We start from the raw sequence: 23,691 nt of genomic DNA on the forward strand, positions 1-23,691 counted from the left end.
ATTGCTGATCGGGTCTGTTAAGCATCGACAAAACTATTGCCGATGGCAATGTTTTCTTTAGAATCATCGTTATATATATAATGTATAGGCCCAGGCGCCGGTGTTTTGGTGTGTATATCTTTTTGAGGCCTTTTAATGACAGATTTATTCGATTATGTATATTGACGATAGACGAACAGTTGTTACCCTTGATGCCGGAGGAACCAATTTTGTGTTCTCCGCGATGAGGGGATGTGAATTCATAGTGTCTCCGTTTTCTCTTGCCGCACATCCTGAGGATCTGTCTCTGTGTCTTGAGACAATGGTGGAGGGATTCCGACAAGTGATCCGCAATCTTGATGAGCCTCCGGTGGCCATAAGTTTTGCGTTTCCGGGCCCTGCGGATTATGCGAACGGTATAATAGGTGGCTTTTTGCCGAATTTTCCATCGTTCCGTGACGGTGTTCCGCTGAAGGCTTTCCTCGAAGAGCGCTTTTCACTGCCGGTATTCATCAATAATGACGGAGATCTTTTTGCTTATGGCGAGGCTCTGTGTGGTGTGTTGCCTGAGATTAACAGGCGGCTTGAAGCGTCAGGGAGCACTAAACGTTATAAGAATCTGCTTGGTTATACGTTCGGCACCGGGTTTGGTGTCGGAATGGTTGTTAACGGCAGGCTTAACAGAGGTGATAATTCATGCGTCGAGACTTTTTGTCTCAGACACAAGCATGATCCGTCGCTGATTGCGGAGGCAGGGGTGAGTGTCAGGGCGCTAACGTCGGCATACGCTTCGCTCTCCGGTGATGGCGATGGCAGTCTGTCGCCTAAGGATATAAGTCAGATCGCGCTTGGGCTGAAGGAGGGCGACCGAGAGGCGGCCAGGAAGTCTTTCGCACTGATGGGAGAGGTTGCCGGAGATGCTATTGCATCGGCGGCTTCGCTGGTTGATGGTATAATCGTGCTTGGTGGAGGAATAACAGCTTCTCATGGTCTTTTCATGCCTGCGCTGTTGGGAGAGTTGCGCTCTGAGTTGCGAAATCTTAACGGAGAAAGTGTGAGACGGCTGCAAATGGAGGTTTTTGATCTTGACAACCCTTCGGAGTTTGAAAAATTTGCCAAAGGTGAAGTCAAAGAGGTCAAGATTCCGGGAACGGACCGATGTGTTCAGTTTGACACGATGAAGCGCGTCGGTATCTGCATTTCAAAACTGGGTGCAAGCAAGGCTATTTCCATCGGGGCATATACGTTTGCGCTGTCGGAACTTGACATTGCGGAGTAGTCAGACCAAGGTATATGTCTCTCCGCAAGGATATGCCTCCGGCTTTAGGCGAGTTGTATTCAAACTCAAAAGAATGATTATCGTTTTCTATTCCGGGAGGATGTTTGAAGCCCAATTGGGAAGCTCTTCGACATAGCGTTTCGCAAGCTCTCCGTCGCTCAGGCGAAACAAAAGGCGGGCTTCCGCATCCTCGATTGAGTTGTCATAGACATAGAGTCTGTCAACTATCGCAGATAGGATTTTGCAGTTGGCTATGGACTTGTCGTAGCGGGATATAATTTTTGGAATTGGCACATCATGTCCTCCATCCAACACTCGTTGAGCGACACGCTTCGCATTTATTGTCGGCGATTCAGTGGAAACAAAGAACAGACGGATGAAGAATCCGGCTTCTTTCGCTCTGAGGATGTAATCCACCTTATCGGTAGCCGACATCACAGTCTCAAAGATATGGCTCTTGCGTTCGGCAAGACATTTTTCTCTCCATTCATTGCAATAGTTGGCTGCTTGGAGAACTGATGCCTGATTGTTCCAGTCGCCGAACACATCGCGGGCGACATTGTCAGGATTGATATATTCCGAATCCTCCAGCCATTCATGATGCAAAATTTTGGAGGTCACGGATGTCTTGCCCGACCCATTGGGACCGGCAATCACAATCAGAACAGGGCGATGATTACTTGCTGCCATTCTTTATCCTGTTTATGGCATCGCCCCATTTCTCTTGTGCCGCCTGCGTAGCAGCCTCAATACCGGCAGCTACACGCTCTGCTGCCCGGCGGGTGCTTTCGCGGGCATCCTCGGCAACCTCACGCATAATCTGTGCCATGCGCTCATCGCCCGGCTCTTCCATCGACGTCAGTCGATAACTATTCATCTCAGCTTCCGACATAATCTATTTTTATTATTCAACGCCAAAGTTAGTAAAAATGTAAGAGTCTAATCCTATCAAAAAGGATTTTCTGCCTAAATTTTCATTGCATTTCAGCTAAAAAGAAAAATGGAGTGTAACTTGGGGGCTACACTCCATTTATATGGATTTAGATATTTCTGAATTGAGGGGTTACTTCACTTCCTCGAATTCTACGTCGTCGACGTGGCCTTCGCCGGGGTTGCCTGCCTGTGAGGCGCCGGGGGTAGGACCTGCCTGGGCGTTGCCTGCTGCCTGCTGGGCGTTGAGGATTTCCTGCTGGATGGCACCGAAGGTGTTCTGGATTTCGGTGATTGCAGAGTCGATGGCTGCGATGTCCTGTGCCTTGTGGGCTTCTTTCAGTTTGTTGAGGGCATTGTCGATCTGAGCTTTCTTGTCAGCGGGGATCTTGTCGCTGAGTTCCTGAAGCTGCTTTTCGGTCTGGAAGATGACTGTGTCGGCGTGGTTGAGTTTGTCGATCTTTTCCTTTTCCTTCGCGTCAGCAGCGGCGTTGGCTTCGGCTTCTTTCTTCATGCGTTCGATTTCGGCGTCGGTCAGGCCGCTTGATGCTTCGATTCGGATGCTCTGTTCTTTGCCGGTTGCTTTGTCCTTGGCAGATACGTTGAGGATGCCGTTGGCGTCGACTTCGAAGGTGACTTCGATCTGCGGGATACCACGGGGTGCGGGTGCGATTCCGTCGAGGTGGAATTTGCCGAGAGTCTTGTCGTCTTTGGCCATCGGGCGTTCGCCCTGAAGGACGTGGATCTCAACAGAGGGCTGGTTGTCAGTTGCGGTAGAGAAGGTCTCGCTCTTGCGGGTCGGGATGGTTGTGTTGGCTTCGATCATCTTGGTCATCACGCCGCCGAGGGTCTCGATGCCGATTGACAGAGGCACAACGTCAAGAAGGAGGACGTCTTTGACATCACCTGAAAGCACACCGCCCTGGATGGCTGCACCTACGGCTACGACTTCGTCGGGGTTTACGCCCTTTGAAGGAGCTTTGCCGAAGAATTTTTCAACCACCTGCTGGATTGCGGGGATACGGGTTGATCCGCCGACGAGGATGACTTCGTCAATGTCCTTCGGGGTCATGCCTGCATCCTTAAGAGCCTGTTCGCAGGGTTTGATGGTTGCCTGGATGAGGTTGTCGGCGAGCTGCTCGAACTGAGCGCGTGTGAGGGTCTTCACAAGGTGCTTCGGGCCTGTTGCAGTAGCAGTGATGTAGGGGAGGTTGATTTCGGTGGAAGTTGTCGACGAAAGTTCGATTTTTGCTTTTTCGGCAGCTTCTTTAAGACGCTGGAGGGCCATCGCGTCCTTGCGGAGGTCGATGCCTTCTTCTTTTTCGAATTCGTTGGCGAGCCAGTCGATGATTACGTGGTCGAAGTCGTCACCGCCAAGGTGGGTGTCACCGTTGGTGGATTTTACTTCAAACACACCGTCGCCGAGTTCGAGGATGGAGATATCGAAAGTACCGCCGCCAAGGTCGAATACTGCGATCTTCTGGTCTTTGTCTGATTTGTCAAGACCGTAGGCGAGGGCTGCGGCTGTCGGTTCGTTGACGATACGCTTTACGGTGAGGCCTGCGATTTCGCCTGCTTCTTTTGTGGCCTGACGCTGAGAGTCGTTGAAGTATGCGGGGACGGTGATGACGGCTTCGGTCACTGACTGGCCCAGATAGTCTTCGGCGGTTTTCTTCATTTTCTGAAGGATCATGGCCGAGATTTCCTGAGGAGTGTATTCGCGACCGTCGATGTCGACACGGGGTGTATTGTTGTCGCTGCGTACAACCTTGTAAGGTACGCGGTCGATTTCTTTTTCAACCTGGTTGTATGTCTCACCCATGAAACGCTTGATCGAGTTGATTGTGCGTTTGGGGTTTGTGATGGCCTGACGTTTTGCGGGGTCACCTACTTTACGTTCGCCGCCGTCCACAAATGCGACAATTGACGGTGTCGTGTTGCGGCCTTCGCTGTTAGGAATAACGACGGGGTCGTTGCCTTCAAGGACTGAAACGCAGGAGTTGGTTGTTCCAAGGTCAATACCAATAATTTTTCCCATAATGATTATAATTTTATGTTTTATTTTTTTGATTATTGTTTATTTTCTGTCATCGGGTTTGCAGGCGGAGCAGCCTATTGGGTCTGCACTTCTGTCGCCCGACATCCAATTATGTAACAAATTTTGTGCCAAAAAGGTTGTGGGAATTGTAAATGCTTAATGATCATTGTATTTTGTGTGTTCTGTACACTGCCATAATAACTGACACGGTCTGCCAATACGACAGATGCGTAAAGGCAGACCGCTGATTACTATGTGTAAAAAAGATGTTAGGGTTTTGTATATTTTAGTAACTTTTGAAAATTAACCATAGTGGTTTTGACTAAAGCAATTCTATGCCTGCTTCTGCGCAGGCTGTTATCTGTTCTTCGGGCCAGATTGAGGCTTGTACTTCTCCGATGTGGGCTTTGTGAAGCAGGAACATGCAGAGCCTGCTCTGTCCGATGCCTCCGCCGATGGAGTAGGGTAGCTTGCCTTCAAGCAGCATTTTGTGGAATGTCAGAGAGGAGCGCTCGGTGCATTGGCGGAGTTCAAGCTGCTCGCGCAGCGATTCCGGACTGACGCGGATGCCCATTGACGAGATTTCAAAGGGGATGTTCAGGACCGGATTCCAGAGGATGATGTCGCCGTTTAGGCCCTGAAAGCCTTCTTCGTTGGTGCTGATCCAGTCGTCATAGTCAGGAGAGCGTCCGTCATGGGGCTGGCCGTCGCTGAGTGGTGCCCCTATACCTATAATAAATATGGCTCCGTGTTCGCGGGCGCAGATTGTCTCTCTTTCGCGCGGTGTTTTGTCGGGGTAAAGCCTGGCAAGTTCCTCTGCATGCACGAAGGTTATTTCCGGCGGAAGGACTGGGGTTATGTGTGGGAATTTTTCATAGACGGTCTGTTCGACTTCAAGCAGAGTTTTATAGATTGTTCGTACAGTCTGTTTCAGATAGGCCAGAGTTCGGTCTTCTTTCCGGATTGTTTTTTCCCAGTCCCATTGGTCGACATAGAGCGAATGGATGTTGTCAAGGTCTTCGAAAGTCCGGATGGCGTTCATGTCGGTGTAAAGGCCGTAGCCTGGGGCTATGTTGTATGCGCCAAGTTTATAGCGCTTCCATTTTGCGAGTGAGTGGACCACTTCGGCCTTGCGTCCTCCCATGGCGTCAATCTTAAATGATACGGCTTCTTCCACTCCGTTGAGATTGTCGTTGAGTCCTGTTCCTGTCAGGAGAAATAGGGGTGCGGTCACACGGCGCAGTTTCAACTCGCGTGCAAAAATGGTCTGGAATGTGTCTTTGACCATTTTGATTGCTACTTCTGTTGTTTCCGGTAGCAATTTGCGATGATATTTTTCAGGAATGATAAGTGGCATGATTCAATGTTGATATGATGTCGTATTGATATGTGGCAAAGATAGTGGTAAAAACTTTATTATGCAAGCAAAATGCAATAATTTTTATAATTTTGTTATCAAAATGATAATTTAGTATGATTCCGTCCTGCATTTTTCTATTGCAGAACTTGTTTTGCGGTGGGGCGGCAGGAGATATTTTTTTTGAATTAGTCATTATATAAGTGGTGTAATAGAAAGAAATAAATTAAATTTGCATAAACAAACGTTTCAATCGACCCTGTATAGTGACAAATTTAGATCAAGATATTTCGTCAGCAGTTGCTGCTCTCCGCAAAGGGGGGATCATTGTCTATCCGACAGATACGGTCTGGGGGATAGGCTGTGATGCCTGTAATTCAGAAGCTGTGCGCAAGGTTTTTGAAATAAAGAGACGTGCGGATTCGAAAGCGCTGATCACTCTTGTCGCTGACGAAGAGGATATTTCCCGCTATACGACATCGGATGGTGTCTCAGCACGTGAATTGGCCAACGAATCAGAGCGGCCGACAACGGTCATTTATCCCAAAGCAGTCGGACTTGCGCCTGAACTGATCGGCGAGGACGGAAGTGTCGGGATGCGCCTGACAAGAGAGGCGGTGTCGGCGGCGATATGCCGTGGCTTAGGGAGGCCGATTGTCTCGACATCGGCCAACATAAGCGGATGTCCGGCTCCGGCGCTTTACAGTGAAATCTCCGAGGAAATTCTTAATGCTGCCGACTATGTGGTGGAGGCGCGGCGTGATGACCGGATCAAAGCACAGCCTTCAAGAATAATAAAAATAGAGCCTGACGGCTCCGTTACAGTTATACGTCCGTGAAGGCCAGGGTCAGTTATGCTCTAAGGAGTTTTTATGTTGGCGCGGATTATCTGTCAACGCTTGTCGGAGTGGTAGTTTTCACTTTGGCACGTTTTTTCATGATCGGGCCTTTGCAGAATATCTATTCCGGATTCTGGGCTTTTGTGAATTCTCCGGGTTTACGGCTGACGCTGGTCTTGTTTCCGGTGATGATGCTGGCTTTGTATTGTGTGTCCGGCTATTATGTCAATGTCCTGAACAAATCGAGGATCAGGGATTTTCTGAATACAATGTGTTGTGTGGCCATCGGTTCGGTGATATTTTTCATGGTCGTGCTGCTGAACGACGTATTGCCGCGGCGTATACACAATTACGAACTGCTGCTGATTCTTTTCAGCTGTATGTTTGTTCCGGTCTTTTGCTCCAGGTTACTGGTGACATCGCTGATAAAATCCTATTTCTCTCACCATTCGCGTCGGCAGAAATTGCTCATGCTCGGCGATGGCGCTAAAGCCGGCACTCTGAAGCGGGATGCCGCCAGATGTTCCAAGGAGATTGTCGGGACGATTCCGCTGACAGACTGGTCTGCTGACGGTGCGGTCTATACGCATGCTTATTTCCGGAGTCAGCTGGAGGGGCAACATGCCGACGGTTTTATTCTGTCATTGTCAGCTCTTCCTCAGGACAGATGGATGAAAATCATCTGTGAGCTATATCTTTTGGATTGCCCGATCATAGTGTCGGTTGATGAATATCGCCTGCTGACATCAAAAGTAGTCTATGACAATCTGCTGTCAGAGCCTCTGATGGATATTTCGTCATTGATGCTTCCGGAAACCACTGTCGCCGTAAAACGCAGCATTGACGTGGTCGGTTCGGCTATCGGACTGCTTGTGGCGATGCCGGTCATGCTGATTCTTGGCTGTCTTGTCAAGTTCGGATCAAAGGGACCGGTCATATATTCGCAGGAGCGGATCGGGCAGCACCGCACCCCGTTCAGGATATATAAATTGCGTTCGATGAAAGTCGATGCCGAAAAGGCCGGCCCTGCGCTCTCTGCCGAGGACGATCCGAGGGTGACGCGTATCGGTCGCTTCATGAGAAAATACAGGCTTGATGAACTCCCCAATCTGTGGAACGTATTGCGGGGCGATATGTCACTGGTCGGGCCGCGCCCCGAACGAGAATTTTTCCTCAGGCAGATGCGTGAGGTCGCTCCATACTGCACTTTGCTCCATCAGGTCAGGCCTGGGCTGACATCTCTCGGCATGGTCAAGTTTGGTTATGCTGCATCTGTCGAGGAGATGCTGCTTCGTTTGAAATATGATTTGCTTTACATTCAGAACCTTTCGCTTACCCTCGATCTTAAAATCATGTTCTACACTTTGAGGACAATCATAAAAGGGGAAGGGGTCTGAATATCATACAAATAAAGATGAAGAGATGAAATTGTTCTTTACTTCCATCACAAAAAGTTTTCAGGATGCCTTTATGGTCTTGCTGGTGTGGCGCGAGCGTCACATCAAAGAGAAAACATTCGTCATAATTCTGGCCCTTCTGGTCGGTATTCTGGCCGGTGTGGCAGCTCTTGTGCTGAAAACGCTGATCCATCTGATAAGCCGTGCGCTGACCTCTGATATAAATATCGACGAGGGTAGCTTTCTCTATCTGATTTATCCGGCAGTCGGTATCCTTCTGACGATGCTTTTTGTGAAATACGTAGTGCGTGACAACATTTCTCATGGTGTCACACGTGTGCTTTACGCCATTTCCCAGAACAAGTCGCGGTTGAAACGCCACAATATGTATTCGTCGGTCATCGCCAGTTCGATCACTATCGGTTTTGGCGGGTCGGTCGGTGCCGAGGGTCCGATCGTGTACACCGGAGCTGCTATCGGCTCGAATCTCGGACGTGTTTTCAGGCTCTCGCCGCGAATCCTGATGATTCTTGTCGGGTGTGGGGCTGCCGCCGGTATTGCAGGAATTTTCAAAGCTCCGATCGCCGGGATGCTTTTCACGCTGGAAGTGCTGATGCTTGATCTGACCACAGTATCAGTGATGCCGCTGCTTATAGCCTCAATAACTGCGGCAACTGTCTCGTATGTGGCCACCGGCTATGATGCGGAATTCTTTTTCCTTCAGAGCGAGCCTTTTGTGACCGGCAGAATACCCTATGCTATTCTTCTTGGACTGTTTCTCGGCTTTGTGTCGCTCTATTTTACCCGTTCGATGAATATGATGGAAGGAGTGTTTCGAAAACTGGGGACACCCTGGAAGAAAATGCTTGTCGGCGGCTCGATTGTCGCTCTTCTGGTCTTCCTTTTTCCTCCGCTCTACGGCGAAGGCTATTCCTCGATCATTGATCTGCTGAGCGGAAACACGGAATCGATTGTCAACAGCTCCATATTTTATAAAGACAGAGGTTCCGTCTGGTGGATTCTTGGCTTCATCGCGGCTCTGGTGTTGCTGAAATCATTCGCGACATCGGCAACCAACGGCGGTGGCGGCGTCGGCGGTACTTTCGCACCCTCGCTTTATGTCGGTTGTATGGCCGGATTCTTTTTCGCTTATTTTATCAATACGGTATTCGGTCTTGATCTTTCGATCAAGAATTTCGCCCTGATGGGAATGGCCGGCGTTATGTCAGGCGTAATGCACGCACCTCTGATGGCAATCTTCCTTACCGCCGAGCTGACAGGAGGTTATGAGCTGTTCCTCCCGTTGCTGATTGTCTCGGCTATCTCCTATGGGACGATCAAATTCTTTGAGCCTTACAGCATCTACACAATGCGTCTTGCCCATGAAGGAAAGCTGCTTACCCATCATAAGGACAAGGCTGTGTTGACGCTGCTGAAAATCGACAATGTCATAGAGACTGACTTTGTGTCAGTCCGGCCTGACATGAACCTGAAAGAGATGGTCAATGCTATTTCACGTTCGACGCGCAATCTGTTTCCGGTCATCGGCGACAACGGACGTCTGATCGGAGTCGTGATTCTTGATGAGATCCGTAACATCATGTTCAGACCAGATCTTTACAAACGGATGTATGTCAATCAGTTCATGTCCGTGCCTCCGGCAATGGTCGAGGTGGGGCAGAGCATGGAGGCTGTCATGAAGGCCTTTGACGCTACCGGAGCATGGAACCTGCCGGTGGTCGAGAATGGCAGATATGTAGGTTTTGTCTCCAAATCCAAGATTTTCAATTCCTATCGCCGTGTCCTGCGCCACTATTCGGAGGACTGATGTGGATCGGGAATAGCTTATTGTCAAACCAACGTTTACATATACAGTCTGAAAAACGCGCCTGCCGCAAATTCAATGTGGCAGGCGCGTTTTTATTCGATAAAGATTCTGTCGGGAGGTCTCTTACAGGACAATCTTTCCGGCATTGCTTTCCTTGATGATTCCGTGGCGGAAGGCATAGAGAAGCTCGGTCAGTTCGTCGATCTGGCTTTGCAGGATTTTCCCTTTGTCAGTGTCGCGGACGCGGATGCGCTGGGAAGTCTGTTCGACCATTTTTGTGGAACGCACGATGTCGGTTCCGCTTCTGATGGCTTCTTCTTCCGAGATGAAAGGCTCATGTTCTACGAGCTCGAAGTTGCTGCTGTGGTAGATCAGTGTGTAGCCTGCGATGCCGGTTGTCTTGTGGTAGGCTTTTGCAAAACCGCCGTCGATCACCATCAGTCTGCCGTTGGCCCTGATCGGGCTTTCGCCCTTCTGGGTGCGCACCGGAACGTGTCCGTTGATGATGTGGCGCTGCGAGCCTTCCACCTTGAACTCATCAAGAATCATGTCGCAGACTTCTTCTTTTTGCCGCAGGGTGTAGTAATGGCCTTTTTCCTCTTTGTGGGCTTCCGGGTCTTTGATGAAGTAGCGTTCAAAAGTGGTCATCTTGCTCTTGTCAAAGAGAGGGGAGTCCGGTCCGCACCAGAGATACCAGTAATAGTCGCGGGCATAGTCCTTGTCGGCAGCCGGGGTGTCGTCATTGAAGGCCGAGCGCACGAGCATGCCGATCTGATGGAACAGCTCATGGCCGCGATATCTCTGCTTGTTGACCATCACGTCTTTGAGTGAACCGTCGGCATTCAGCGGCATCGAGGCATGGAACAGGAGGTTTGAATTGTAGATCCCATACATGCAGCCGTGGCTGAAAAGGCATGAGATGTGGCGTTTAAGTCCGGTGCTGACAGTAAACGAGTGGTGCAGCTTGTTGATCAGCTCTTCCTCTTCTTCGGTCAGCTTGTAGGGATTTTTCGGGTCGATAGTCGGGAAGTTCATGTCACACATCTCATAGGTCTTGCCGTTGATGTCGACTGTCCCTTTTTCGAAATCTATGCGATGGAGCAGATTGCGGTCCGTCATTTCCCATTCGGGGTGTTTCAGTGTCATTGCGCCTTCGAGCTTGAACTGGATGACAGCAATCGCTTTGTGCATCTGGGCCATGAGCCGCAGCGTCTTTTCCGGATGTTCGGTCTGCTGCGCGTCCACCTTAGGAGCGAACTCGGTGCAGGGGTCGTCGGCATAGGCTTCCATTGCCATCGTGGCCAGCGGGAGCAGGTTGATGCCGTAGCCGTCCTCAAGAGTGGTCAGGTTGGCATAGCGGAGTGAGACGCGGATGACGTTGGCGATGCAGCATTTGTTGCCTGCCGCTGCTCCCATCCAGAGCATGTCATGGTTGCCCCACTGGATGTCCCAGTTCCCGTAATGGCAGAGGGTGTCCATGATGAGGTGTGCGCCCGGTCCGCGGTCATAGACATCGCCGAGGATGTGGAGCTGGTCGATGCTCAGTTTCTGAATGACCTTGCAGAGCGCCACTATAAACGCATCGGCCTGGCCGGTTGTCACGATCGTTTCCAGAATCCGGTTGAAATAGCCCTGCTTGTCATACTCGCCGCGCGATTCGTGGAGAAGTTCCTCGATGATGTAGGCGAATTCCTTCGGCAGGGCCTTTCGGACCTTTGATCGGGTGTATTTCGACGATACGCTCTGGCAGACGCGGATCAGCTGGTGGAGGGTGATGTTGTAGAAATCCTCCATGTTCTCTTCTGTCGAATGGACAATCTGCATCTTTTCTTCCGGATAGTAGATGAGAGAGCAGAGCTGCCGGATTTCGCTTTCGCGCATTGTCGTGCCATACAGATCGGTAACTTTGCGCTTGATGTTGCCGGAGGCGTTTTTCAGGATATGTCGGAACGCTTCGTGTTCTCCGTGAAGATCGGCTACGAAATGTTCGGTGCCTTTTGGCAGATTGAGTATGGCTTCAAGATTTATGATTTCCGTACTTGCTGCGCTGATATTCGGGAAAGTCTGCGCGAGCAATTCGAGTATTCGACGGTCGTTTTCAACTTGCCGTTCGTTTGTTTTGCTGTCTATCGGCGACATGGTCGTACTGTATGATTTGTATGAATTTATCCCTTGGTGGAAATTTTGATCGTGTCAGATATGCGCAATGAGGCAATGAACACATCACAAATGTAGCATAAATATATTGAATAAGTCCTATCAGGCCGGATAAAAGTTCCAAAATTTTCTATTTTAGAAGTTTTAAGTGCTTTAATTTGTGGGATAGTGTTAAAATTGCTAATTTTACGACCGAATTTCCCTATGGAACCATGTGAAACTTATAGATACTTTATACATAGAACCTTAGATAAATAACGCTAATATGGTAAATTTTTCACTTGAAGGCAAAGTTGCGCTTGTGACCGGCGCTGCCTATGGAATTGGTCTTGCCATCGCTCAGGCATATGCTGAGGCTGGTGCTAAAATAGTATTTAACTGTTCGCGTCAGGAAACTGTGGACCGCGGTCTCAAAGCATATAAGGAACTTGGTATTGATGCTAAAGGCTATCTCTGCGATGTTACAGACGAAGAGGCAGTCAAGGCTATGGTCGCAGACATCGAGGCCACAGTCGGCACAATCGACATCCTTGTCAACAATGCTGGTATCATCAAGCGTATCCCGATGGAAGAAATGAATGTCGAGGATTTCCGTCGTGTTGTCGACGTCGATCTGATCGCTCCTTATATATGCGCAAAAGCCGTTATCCCCGGCATGATCAAGAAAGGTCATGGCAAGATCATCAACATCTGCTCGATGATGAGCGAGCTTGGCCGTGAGACAGTTTCAGCCTACGCTGCTGCCAAGGGCGGTCTCAAGATGCTCACCCGCAACATCTGCTCGGAATATGGCGAACACAACATCCAGTGCAACGGCATCGGCCCCGGCTACATCGCTACCGACCAGACCGCTCCTCTTCGCGAGATCCAGCCTGACGGTTCGCGCCATCCCTTCGACCAGTTCATCATCTCCAAGACTCCTGCTGCCCGTTGGGGCACACCGGAAGACCTCATGGGGCCTGCCGTGTTCCTCGCTTCTGATGCCAGCAACTTTGTGAACGGCCACGTTCTCTATGTCGACGGCGGTATTCTGGCTTATATCGGCAAGCAGCCTAAGTAAAGAATTGTATACAGGAATTATCCTGTATATTATATACATATTTATATATAGCATCATAGGGCAGGGGTGTCTGTAACCTCTGCTCTCTGACTAAGAGGTTGTTTACTTTTAACTTTATTAAATCTTTATAGCTCTTTCCGGTCAATTTTAAGTTTTAGTTCAGCCATTATGGAACCCCATAACTCTTCACTAAATCTAAAAATTGGCTCGAAAACATTCTCTAAATCTTAACATAAGCCCAAAGTAGACATACTCTAAAAAATCCAATCATCCATCCCTCCTTTAATTCAGAATCATATCCACCTCAAAACTTTCGCTTGGATTTTAGCTATTGTTATTAAAAAACTCTTAAATGGAACAAGTATTTTCGTATATAATAGGCCTGGGCGCAGCTGTCATGATGCCGGTGATTTTCACCATCCTTGGCGTCTGCATCGGCATCCGTTTCAGCGATGCCCTTAAGTCAGGTCTCAAAGTCGGAGTCGGTTTCATCGGACTCTCGATTGTCACCGCACTTCTGACCTCTGCCCTCGGCCCTGCGCTTGACACCGTGGTAAAGATCTACGATCTCCAGCTGAAGGTGTTTGACATGGGCTGGCCTGCTGCTGCCGCGGTTGCTTACAACACGGCTGTCGGCGCGTTCATCATCCCCGTCTGCCTTGGTGTCAATCTGCTTATGCTCCTGACCAAGACAACCCGCACCGTCAACATCGACCTGTGGAACTATTGGCACTTCGCTTTCATCGGCGCAGTGATCTACTTTGCCAGTGAATCGCTTGTATGGGGCTTTTTCGGCGCGATCGTGTGCTATATCATCACCCTGATCATCGCCGACATGACTGCCAAAAAATTCCAGTCGTTCTATAAGGATATGGACGGAATCTCGATTCCTCAGCCTTTCTGCGGCGGTTTCGTTCCTTTCGCATGGCTTATCAACAAAGGCCTTGACAAAATCCCCGGTATCGAGAAACTGGAAATTGATGCCGAAGGCATGAAGAAGAAATTCGGTCTTCTCGGCGAGCCCCTGTTCCTCGGTGTAGTTGTCGGCATTGTGATCGGCTGCCTCACCTGCAAGACCTGGGCTGAGATCGTTGACAAGATTCCCTATATCCTTGGTCTTGGTATAAAGATGGGTGCCGTCATGGAACTCATTCCCCGTGTGACCGTGCTCTTCATTGAAGGCCTCAAGCCTATCAGCGACGCTACCCGCAGCCTGATCGCCCGCAAGTTCAAGGGTGCCGACGGTCTCAACATCGGCATGAGCCCCGCGCTTGTGATCGGCCATCCGACAACTCTCGTGGTTTCGCTCCTGCTCATCCCTGTCACTCTTCTCCTTGCCGTTGTCCTTCCGGGCAACCAGTTCCTGCCGCTTGCATCTCTGGCAGGCATGTTCTATGTCTTCCCCCTGGTGCTTCCGTTCACCAAAGGCAATGTTGTCAAGACCTTCATTATCGGTCTGATCGTGCTCACAATGGGCCTTTATATGGTCACCAACCTGGCGCCGGCCTTCACACTCGCAGCCAAAGACGTGTTTGCCGCTACGGGTGATGCAGCAGTCGCCATTCCTGCCGGATTCGACGGAGGCAGTCTCGATTTCGCATCCAGTCCGCTTGCCTGGGTCATCTATCAGTGCACCGAAAACCTCAAGTGGGTAGGTGCAGGTCTTCTGGTTATCATGACCTCAGGTCTGATGGTATGGAACCGTGTGCTGATTCTCCGCAACCAGCGTGAGATGGCTGCGAAGAACTCCGATAAAATCCAGACAACCGAATAATATCCTCTAATTCAGAAATAAAATCGCATTTTACAAATATGAAAAAACTGTTAACAGCATTTGCCCTTATGAGCGTTTCTCTTACAGGTTTCGCGCAGACCGACTACACTATCCTCCGTGCCTGCCATCCCGACGATGTTAAGCATTATGACACCAAACAGCTTCGTTCGCACTTCATGATGCCCAAGGTGATGGAGGAAGACAAGATCAATCTGACCTACTGTCTCTATGACCGTCTGGTCTATGGCGGTGTTGTGCCCGTTGCAAAAGAGATGGTTCTGGAGACAATCGATCCTCTGAAGGCCGACTACTTCCTCCAGCGTCGTGAACTCGGTGTGATCAACATCGGTGGCGACGGCATCGTGACTGTCGACGGCAAGGAATATGAGCTTCATTTCAAGGATGCTCTCTACGTTGGCCGTGGAAAGCAGAAAATCACCTTCCGAAGCAAGGACGCCTCTAATCCTGCCCGCTTCTACCTGAATTCAACCCCCGCCCACAAGGAATACAAGACCCAGCTCATCACAATTGACGGCCGCAAGGGTTCGCTCAAAGCCAACTCTTTTGCCGCAGGCAAAATGGAAGAGAGCAATGACCGTGTGATCAACCAGCTCATTGTCAACAATGTCCTTGAGGAAGGTCCCTGCCAGCTTCAGATGGGTCTGACCGAGCTCAAGCCCGGCAGCGTGTGGAACACAATGCCCGCCCACACTCACGACCGTCGTGTCGAGGCCTATTTCTACTTTAATGTTCCCGAAGGCAATGCGATCTGCCATTTCATGGGAGAGCCTCAGGAAAACCGCATTGTATGGCTTCAGAACGAGCAGGCAATCATCTCGCCCGAATGGTCGATCCATGCAGCCGCAGGCACCTCGAACTACATGTTCATCTGGGGCATGGGCGGCGAGAATCTTGACTATGGCGACATGGACAAGATCACTTATCTTCAGATGCAGTAAGCTGTTTTTTTGATACTGAACTATGAATAGAATCAGGAAAATAGTCCGACATTCGGAATACACGGCCGAAGTGGTGATAGAGAATCCCTCTATCGCCCGTTCGGCCCGTGCCGGTCATTTTGTTATGGCGCGTTTCACTCCTGATTGCCCCCGCATCCCGTTTACAATCGTCGATGCTTCTCCTGCCGAGGGCACGTTTACGATCATAATCCACAAAGGTGCCCGTCTGGCCGATCTGATCGGCTCGCTCCACGAAGATTATGTTATTGGCGACGTGCTCGGTCCTTTGGGCCAGGCTTTCGAGATAGGAAATTACGGGACTGTGGTCTGCTGTGGCGACGGTGTTGGATTCGTTCCGATCATTCCGGTGATCCGGGCTCTCAAGGAGGCCGGAAACAGAGTCGTGACAATTCTCTCGGAGTTCACTTCCGAGACCTCATGTCTGAAGGCAAATGTCGAGCCATACAGCGATGTGTTGCTCCATTCCTCTGACGAGGCTACGACTCTGGAGATCATCGAACGGGTGCTGACAGAAGAGAACGTAGGCCTGACCGTAATGACCGGACCGACTCCGATGATGAAGGCTATCGCCGAGTGTACGCGTGTCCGTGAAATCCCTACACGCTGTATCCTGAACATGGTGATGCTTGACGGAGTAGGGCTTTGCGGTATATGCCGGGTCATGGTCGACGGCAAACGTATGCTGACCTGTATCGACGGCCCCGTTTTCGATGCCCACCATGTTGATTTTGACCAATTGCAAAACCGTCAGCGCCATTTTGTATGACAATGGAAGAAAACAATCTGATTTCCCGCGATTCACAATGGCGTGAAGAGTTGCGCAAGCGCTTCACGACCAAAGAGCGCACTGCTGTGCCGCGGGTGAAAATGCCGGAAATGGATGCGGCCTACCGTGTTCATTGCGACGACGAAGTCAATCAGGGCCTTTCGATCGAACAGGCTGTGCTTGAAGCGCGCCGTTGTCTCGACTGTCCCGATCCCGGATGCATGAAGGAATGTCCGGTTTCGAATAACATCCCTGCATTCATCAAGAACGTCGAGCGCCGCCGTTTTGGCGAAGCTCTGAAAGTCTTGTCACTGACAACGGTGCTCCCGGCTGTCTGCGGACGTGTCTGTCCGCAGGAAAAGCAGTGTGAGCACGGCTGTATCTACAACAAGATGAAGAAACAGCCCGTTGCCATCGGTCATCTCGAACGTTTCGTGGCTGACTATAACCGTCAGATGGAGGAATCTGTCGCAGAACTCTCACAGACAGCCCCCGCTCAGCAGGCTCCGTCCTATTTCGCTGCGATAAAGATCGCCGTTGTCGGTTCCGGTCCCTCCGGACTGGCTTTTGCCGGCGACATGGCCAAGCGGGGCTATGATGTGACTGTTTTTGAAGCGCTCGACCGTTTTGGCGGGGTGCTCAAATACGGAATCCCTCAGTTCTGCCTGCCGGATCATGTCGTTGACGCGGAGATTGAAAAACTCCGTGCCATCGGTGTCAAATTCGTGAAAGACACCTTTATCGGTACGACTCTTTCCTACGATGAACTCCAGGAGATGGGATTCAAGGGAATCTATGTGGCCACAGGAGCCGGCAAACCGCGCTTCATGGGCATTCCCGGCGAGAATCTTCCGGGAGTCATGACGGCAAATGAATATCTGATCCGTGTGAATTTCAGTCAGCATGAGATCTACGGTCAGAATGTCGCAACTCTCAAGCAGAAGCGAGTGGCTGTCATCGGTGCCGGAAACACCGCTATGGATGCCGTGCGCGCCGCCTTGCGTCTTGGCGCCGAGAAAGCCATGATCATCTACCGCCGCGGCGAGTCTGAGATTCCCGCGCGTCAGGAGGAGGTCCGTCACGCGAAGGAGGAGGGTGCCGAATTCCTCACTCTCCACAATCCGCTGGAATATATCGCTGACGAAAACGGCATTCTCAAAGCCGTCAGATTGCAGCGTATGGAGCTTGGCGAGCCTGATGAGTCGGGCCGTTGCACTCCGGTTCCGGTCGAAGGTGACATCATAGATGTTGAGGTCGATCTGGCCGTGGTCTGCGTCGGCTTCCTTCCCAATCCACCGGTTTCGCTTCCGGATGTCGACCTTTCCCGCAACGGCAATATCCTTGTCGACGCTTCGTCAATGAAGTCTTCGTCTCCCGAAATCTATGCCGGAGGCGACATTGTCAGAGGCGCGGCTACGGTCATTCTTGCAATGGGCGATGGCCGTAAAGCTGCCAGATCAATGTCCGAAGCCTTTGAACAGATCATTCTCAACACACGTCTGGACTGATCAGCCGTAAGGCAACTCGTTGTGACTCGTATAGATTAAGAATAAAATAGAAGATCATCAAATTTTACCTAATTAAATACCATACTTATTAATTATGAAAGTTGTAACTTTAGGCGAGATTATGCTCCGCCTTTCCCCCGAAGGGAACAATCGCTTTGTGCAAGTAGATAACTTTAACGTCATCTGGGGTGGTGGCGAAGCCAATGTGGCTGTCAGCTGCGCCAACTACGGACATGACGCTTACTTCGTGTCAAAACTTCCTAAACATGAGATCGGCCAGGCTGCTGTCAACGCACTCCGTCGTTACGGCGTCCACACTGAGCACATCGCTCGCGGCGGTGACCGTGTAGGCATCTACTATTGCGAGACCGGTGCTTCAATGCGTCCCTCAAAGGTTATCTATGACCGTGCAAATTCTGCTATCTCTGAGGCAGATCCCGAAGATTTCGACTTCGATGCAATCATGGAAGGCGCCGACTGGTTCCACTGGAGCGGTATCACTCCCGCCATCAGCGACAAGGCTGCCGAACTCACCCGTCTTGCCTGCGAGGCTGCAAAGCGTCACGGTGTGACTGTTTCTGTTGACCTCAACTTCCGCAAGAAACTCTGGACCAAAGAAAAGGCTCAGTCTATCATGCGTCCTCTCATGCAGTATGTTGATGTCTGCATCGGCAACGAGGAAGACGCTGAACTCTGCCTCGGCTTCAAACCCGATGCTGACGTTGAAGGCGGCGAAACCAACGCCGAAGGCTACAAGGGCATCTTCAAGGCTATGGCCAAGGAATTCGACTTCAAATATGTCATCTCTACTCTCCGTGAGTCATTCTCTGCTACCCACAACGGCTGGAAGGCTATGATCTACAATGGCGAGGAATTCTATGAAAGCAAGCGCTACGACATCAACCCGATCATTGACCGTGTCGGTGGCGGCGACTCTTTCTCAGGCGGTGTGATCCACGGTCTTCTCACCATGCCTACTCAGGGTGAGGCTCTCGAATTCGCTGTTGCAGCTTCTGCTCTCAAGCACACTATCCCCGGCGACTTCAACCTCGTTTCTGTTGACGAAGTCATGTCTCTTGCCGGCGGTAACGCCAACGGTCGCGTTCAGCGCTAATCCATCTTCTGTCAATATAGGGCGTCCTCGGTCAGTCATGGCCGGGGACGTTTTGTGTTTGCGGGATGTCGGTTTGTGGTGGAGGCGGATGCTCCGTGGAGCGGCGTTCCATACTTGTAGGGCTGTACCGTGGTGCAGCCGTCTCACGCGGGAAAACCGAGTCCGGGGACCACGCGGGAATGGCGGATGCTCCGTGGAGCATCCCTACAAGAGGGTGGAGGCGGGGGCAGGCTGGCCGCGTCAGCGGTCGGGAGATTTCAGGCCACTGCAAGGGCGCCGTAGGTGTCCGCAGCTGTGGTAAAAAATCATCCTCACGAAACAGAGCGCCGTAGGTGCGAAACCGTGGAAAAATTTTTCACCCGCTCCGCATTATCGCACTTATCCTGGCTTTTGAGCTTGTATCTTTGCAGTAAATAATCACCACCATCTCCAAAATTTCACTGCTCTATGAAAAAACATACCCGAAAACCGCTGTGTCCGGTATCAAAAAAATTCTATTCCACGATCACAAGCCGCGTCAGGGAGTCTCTGAGACTCGTAGGCCGCGAGGATGCCGCTGAGGAGACCATGGGCTGTATCGACCGGTATATGGCTGACGGCTCTCTGCCTCCAAACGGCTCTGACACTACTGTTATTTTGGTTTTCAATCTGCTGCGCATGGAGATCGACAAGGCTCTCCAGCGTTCACGCCGTGCGCGTCAGCGTGCCTCAGACAAGGCTGCGAGCATGGATAAGCAGTTCAGTGCGCTCGCTGCTGTTTTAGCCGCCTCGAACGGGGCAGAACAGGAAACAGCCGTGAAGGACAATGCGGACGTTGCGAGCGATGAAGAATCGGAAGATCCGGCGCCGTTCGTCCCCCGCAACCGCCGCGAACGCAGGCTCTACGAGCAGGAGGTACACCGTGCGGCAAACCGTCTGACGCGCCGTCTGGCCCGTCAGTAGGTCAATATGTTTCGCACCTACGGCGCTCTGTCGGGTTGGTGAATGGCGTTTTACCACAGCTGCGGACACCTACGGCGCCCTTGCAGTGGCCTGGATTCTCCCGACCGCTGACGCGGCCAGCCTGCCCCCGCTGGCAGATCTCAAACACCCCCGTTCACTACCAAAGCCAATTGTGGCAGGTTTTGCAACATCCACGGCGGGGAATGTGATTGGATGAGGAAATAGCAACGCCGATGCGGCTGTTAGCTCACATCGGCGTTGCAGACTTATATTGAAAAGTCAGGGGCGCTTTAGGCAGAGAGACTTTTATTTCTTAACCAATCGGATGAAGCAGGCGTCGGATTTTTCATCAGATGTTGCCGCACCATTCTGGAAACCTTCAAAACCCATTGTAAAGAAGTTCATTTCGAAGGCTGAGGAGTGATTGAAGCCATCATTGCCATTTGACCACCATTTGTATGCCCAGTAAACGGCGCCCGGTCTACGGTAGAGGTCATAGAACATCGGTTGATATTTGACATTGTCAACATCACTGAACCCGTCTGTGGTTCTAAAGCCGTAATAGGCGCTTCGGCTACTATATCGCAGAGTTCCGGCATAGTCTCTGTTGGCCGGATTTGGATCCCATTTTCCTTGCCAGTTTGCGGCACCGTCTGGAGTGCCTGATCCTTTCCGTCGTCCGGCGGCTTCAGTTCCCAAGGGGAAGAATATCTGGGCGGCTGTCTGGCTATTATAGACAATCACTCCGATCATTCCTTTTTCTGAGCGGCCTGCTGCATTTTTAAGGTAACCGTAGGCATCTGAACGCTTTGTTTTCACTTCGCGTGCTCCGTCACCATAAACAATTCCGTAAGCCTTGTTTATGTGGAATGACAGATCATTGGTCTTGGACATCAATTGGAAATAATCCTCGATGTTTGCAATCTGGTAATCGGAATTAGTGATATCCCATGTATGTGTGATTACTTCGCCTTCTTTGGTTGGCGAATTAGGCCATGGATTCTTTATCTCATTCCATGGCAGCGTTTTAGCGTTGCCGGCCGCATCAATCACATCGAATTGGCCTGGGATATAGCGGTTGTTGCCTCGCGGACGAGGGTATTTCGCATTATTCGCCGATGTTATCGCGATGTTGCATTTGCGACGGAAGAGCGAGCCTTCGTCGAGAGGTGAATTGGTCAGGATCGCTTTGCCGTTTTCGAAATGGTCTACATTGAAGGAACTCCATTTGGCATAAGGTCTGCCGTCATGGGCCGTGCCGTCAGCAAGCGCTATCGGATCATAGCCCTCGCGGCAGAAGATGTCATGCTCGCAGGTGTAGTTATGGTAGCGCACACGGACAATCGCACATCCGTCAGCCCCGGTAAAGTTGATCTTGAAGTCGATCGGCTTTTCGGTCGCACCCTGTATGCGCTTGACATTAATCTGCGGTGCAGTGTCATCGCCGCTGCCTTCGCGGGTCGATGACAGAGTGATCACTCCGCTGCCGGTGATTACCTCTGCGCTCCAGGCACCCTCCGAGATGAAATCCTTGAATTCCGATGATTCCTTGTCCTCCAACAGGCGGAGCAGGGTGACATGGAAATCTTCGGTGCTTCCGGACTTGCGCCAGACACCTTTCGGATTGATGATTCGGCGCACCTGAACAATGTCGAGGATAAACGTTGTGTCGGCATAGGCGTTGATCTCGTCTTTCCAGATGGAGGCCGTGAAGCGTACCTTCTGCTTGCGCGGATAGGAATAGTAGGGGTTGTTGCCTGTGTAGCCAGTACGGGTGACAAGTTCTTTCGCGCGGGTGTAGAGCGGAATTTTGAAAATGCGTTCGGTCGGCTCACCGCTGAGATTGCGTTTGCTGACAATCACAGTGTGCTGTCCATTGGCACCGTCGTCATTGGATCCGAACTCCTGCAAGGCGTCTGACTGATCATTGCCGATCTCATATTCGCGGTCACCGATGCTGTGTTCTTTGTAATAGTCCTGACTTGCTTTAAGTGCCTCCGTAAATGGTACATTCCATGATGGTTGACCTTCATATTTGGAAGGCGGAGGGATCTGAGTGAGTCTTGTCTGTTGGAGTGAAAGAAAGCCCTGATGGCGTCCGTCGCCATGTACTGACTGTTCATAATAATATGAGATACCGGGCCATTCGTCACTTTTGGTTCCTTTTACTTTCGGAAACGCAGTTGAGCCATCGCCCCAGGGACGCCAGGTCGAAATGCTGTCAGGATCATATTCCTGATCGCTGACATCAATGATGTGGGCTTTCAGTTTGGAGCCGGGCTTCATGCGGCCTACGACCTTGATGGTCGTGACCATCTTTTTGTTGTAGAGATAGGAGATATATTGGGGCGAAGTGGCGTAAAGGCCGCGTTTTTCCTTATATTCGATGTGCCAGTCGGCATCATTGCCGTAGCCTTTGAATGCGAGAGTGAGCTGATAGTGGGTGTTGCGGGTGGCATTGTAGTCGGTTGTGACGTTCTGTCCCAGCATGAAGCGATAGGTGATCGGACCGGAGCTGACATGGCCGTCGGCTGTCGTGCAGCGGTAATAGCCTTTCACTTCCACATAAGTGCCGAAGGGCTTCTCGTCTTTCCATCCGGTTCCCTCAGTGTCGATATCGGGATTGGGGAAGTCGATCTTGTTATCGCTTCCCGGCTCTTTGGTGTCGTTGTTGATTGCGTCCTGCTGCTTTGATTTGCCGGTGCCCTGCATGTTCTCATAGAAGAAGAGCGAGGGTGCGGTGTTGGCATGAGTCGCATCAATGACATCCTCCAGGTCGCTGTTTCCATAGGCACCGAGGAAACTGTGTTCGTCGTTGCAGAGATGCAGACAGTTCTGAGGGATGATCGAGTTGGGATCGTCAGGGAGCTTCTGAACGGTAATTTTGCCTCCGTCCTCATAGACACCGTTGGGGATGTCGTGACGCTTGTCGGCAGAGACATCGCTTCCTTCGCCGGGAGTGTTTGGCTTGCCGAGAAAGCAGGTCTTGGGGATGTCCTTGAGATAGATGTCGGTTACATAGACCTGCACATCGTTGTAAAGTTCGGATCCGTCAAAGGCCACTGTCACTTTGGATGCAAGACGGCGCACCCAGCAGTGGAGGCGCGGAGTGGTCGCCGAAACAACAAGCGGGGAGCTGTCGGAAGCCCCGCGGTCGGGCTGGAGGGAGAAGATGCCGAACATCTCGCTGTTGTTGGCGAGGTTGGCAGTGTCCCAGGAGCGTGAGATGCTTTTCAGACCGTCGCGGGTCAGGATGGCCTCCTGATATTCTTTCTCATGGAGAGTGCCCATGTTGGCAACGGCATAGATGTAGTAATCCTTTGCGGACTGGAGTTGCAGTTTGAACGAGACTTTGCCTGTCCGGCTGTCGGTAAGGTTGTTTTCGTCCGGATCGAGACGGTTGTCCTGGTCGTTGCTGTTCTTGACATCCGAGATGTCGGAATGGACAGGTTCGGAACCATCGCTGACGACCACGTAGCGTCCGTAAAGGTTGTCGCCTTTATAGACAAGCATGACAAGCGAGGAGATGTTCTTGATCTTGTCGCCAGGAGCGCCCCCTTCATAGGCGCGTGAAGTCAGCTGCCGTGAATCCTCGGCCTCGTATGTCAGTTCTACGTCAATGTCTGCGACACCATCGACATACACGTCGCTGCGGCGGTCGAAATCATCGACACAAGATGAAAGTATGCCCGTCAGGAGCAGCAGTAGTATATTGATTGATTTTGAATATATTGCTTTCATGC

The 23,691-nt window shown here is 51.0% G+C and carries 15 protein-coding genes and 1 pseudogene; 10 read left to right on the forward strand and 6 right to left on the reverse strand.

Annotated features, from left to right (window positions below; all coding sequences use genetic code 11):
• Positions 1-154: 154 nt before the first annotated feature.
• Positions 155-1,258, forward strand: coding sequence for an ROK family protein (locus K2H17_RS00620; RefSeq protein ID WP_300130171.1), 1,104 nt, complete (start codon positions 155-157; stop codon positions 1,256-1,258).
• Between the two features lie 87 nt (positions 1,259-1,345).
• On the opposite strand, the gene K2H17_RS00625 is transcribed toward K2H17_RS00620, so the two are convergent.
• From K2H17_RS00625 to asnA, 4 genes are all read right to left on the reverse strand, one after another.
• Positions 1,346-1,948, reverse strand: coding sequence for a zeta toxin family protein (locus K2H17_RS00625; RefSeq protein WP_300130173.1), 603 nt, complete (start codon positions 1,946-1,948; stop codon positions 1,346-1,348).
• Positions 1,935-2,135, reverse strand: a complete 201-nt coding sequence (locus K2H17_RS00630) for a hypothetical protein (RefSeq protein ID WP_300130175.1) — start codon at positions 2,133-2,135, stop codon at positions 1,935-1,937. Before K2H17_RS00630 ends, K2H17_RS00625 begins: the two co-directional genes overlap by 14 nt.
• Before the next feature lie 186 nt (positions 2,136-2,321).
• Positions 2,322-4,226: a molecular chaperone DnaK gene (gene dnaK / locus K2H17_RS00635; protein WP_300130177.1), complete on the reverse strand. Its 1,905-nt coding sequence runs from the start codon at positions 4,224-4,226 to the stop codon at positions 2,322-2,324.
• Positions 4,227-4,548: 322 nt separating this feature from the next.
• Positions 4,549-5,583, reverse strand: a complete 1,035-nt coding sequence (asnA, locus tag K2H17_RS00640; RefSeq protein WP_300130180.1) for an aspartate--ammonia ligase — start codon at positions 5,581-5,583, stop codon at positions 4,549-4,551.
• A 266-nt stretch (positions 5,584-5,849) separates the two neighbouring features.
• On the opposite strand from asnA, the gene K2H17_RS00645 reads away from it, so the two are divergent.
• From K2H17_RS00645 to K2H17_RS00655, 3 genes are all read left to right on the forward strand, one after another.
• On the forward strand, positions 5,850-6,422 hold the full coding sequence (locus tag K2H17_RS00645) for an L-threonylcarbamoyladenylate synthase (RefSeq protein ID WP_300130182.1): 573 nt from the start codon (positions 5,850-5,852) through the stop codon (positions 6,420-6,422).
• Between the two features lie 83 nt (positions 6,423-6,505).
• On the forward strand, positions 6,506-7,819 hold the full coding sequence (locus K2H17_RS00650; RefSeq protein WP_300130184.1) for a sugar transferase: 1,314 nt from the start codon (positions 6,506-6,508) through the stop codon (positions 7,817-7,819).
• A 25-nt stretch (positions 7,820-7,844) separates the two neighbouring features.
• Complete coding sequence (locus tag K2H17_RS00655; RefSeq protein ID WP_300130186.1) at positions 7,845-9,647, forward strand: chloride channel protein; 1,803 nt, start codon at positions 7,845-7,847, stop codon at positions 9,645-9,647.
• Positions 9,648-9,770: 123 nt separating this feature from the next.
• Here the strand turns inward: K2H17_RS00655 and K2H17_RS00660 are convergent, their stop codons facing one another.
• A complete protein-coding gene (locus K2H17_RS00660) occupies positions 9,771-11,786 on the reverse strand; it encodes a fructose-1,6-bisphosphatase (RefSeq protein WP_300130188.1) in 2,016 nt (671 codons plus the stop codon).
• A gap of 283 nt (positions 11,787-12,069) precedes the next feature.
• Between K2H17_RS00660 and K2H17_RS00665 the strand changes: the two genes are divergently transcribed.
• From K2H17_RS00665 to K2H17_RS00690, 6 genes and pseudogenes are all read left to right on the forward strand, one after another.
• Positions 12,070-12,864: a gluconate 5-dehydrogenase gene (locus K2H17_RS00665; RefSeq protein ID WP_123399076.1), complete on the forward strand. Its 795-nt coding sequence runs from the start codon at positions 12,070-12,072 to the stop codon at positions 12,862-12,864.
• Positions 12,865-13,216: 352 nt separating this feature from the next.
• Positions 13,217-14,638 (forward strand): PTS transporter subunit IIC, encoded by a 1,422-nt coding sequence (locus K2H17_RS00670; RefSeq protein ID WP_300130193.1) that lies wholly within the window; start codon positions 13,217-13,219, stop codon positions 14,636-14,638.
• 38 nt (positions 14,639-14,676) lie between these two features.
• Complete coding sequence (gene kduI, locus K2H17_RS00675; RefSeq protein ID WP_300130195.1) at positions 14,677-15,597, forward strand: 5-dehydro-4-deoxy-D-glucuronate isomerase; 921 nt, start codon at positions 14,677-14,679, stop codon at positions 15,595-15,597.
• Between the two features lie 22 nt (positions 15,598-15,619).
• Positions 15,620-17,892: pseudogene (locus K2H17_RS00680) on the forward strand (FAD-dependent oxidoreductase).
• A gap of 94 nt (positions 17,893-17,986) precedes the next feature.
• The gene (locus K2H17_RS00685; protein ID WP_300130197.1) at positions 17,987-19,006 is read left to right on the forward strand and encodes a sugar kinase; all 1,020 of its coding nucleotides are present in this window, start codon (positions 17,987-17,989) and stop codon (positions 19,004-19,006) included.
• Between the two features lie 447 nt (positions 19,007-19,453).
• Positions 19,454-19,948 (forward strand): hypothetical protein, encoded by a 495-nt coding sequence (locus K2H17_RS00690; protein WP_300130200.1) that lies wholly within the window; start codon positions 19,454-19,456, stop codon positions 19,946-19,948.
• Positions 19,949-20,254: 306 nt separating this feature from the next.
• Here K2H17_RS00690 and K2H17_RS00695 read toward each other — a convergent pair whose 3' ends face one another.
• A complete protein-coding gene (locus tag K2H17_RS00695) occupies positions 20,255-23,689 on the reverse strand; it encodes a DUF4906 domain-containing protein (protein ID WP_300130203.1) in 3,435 nt (1,144 codons plus the stop codon).
• Positions 23,690-23,691 lie beyond the last annotated feature (2 nt).

This window comes from Duncaniella sp. (genome assembly GCF_029054785.1).
Classification (GTDB): domain Bacteria; phylum Bacteroidota; class Bacteroidia; order Bacteroidales; family Muribaculaceae; genus Duncaniella.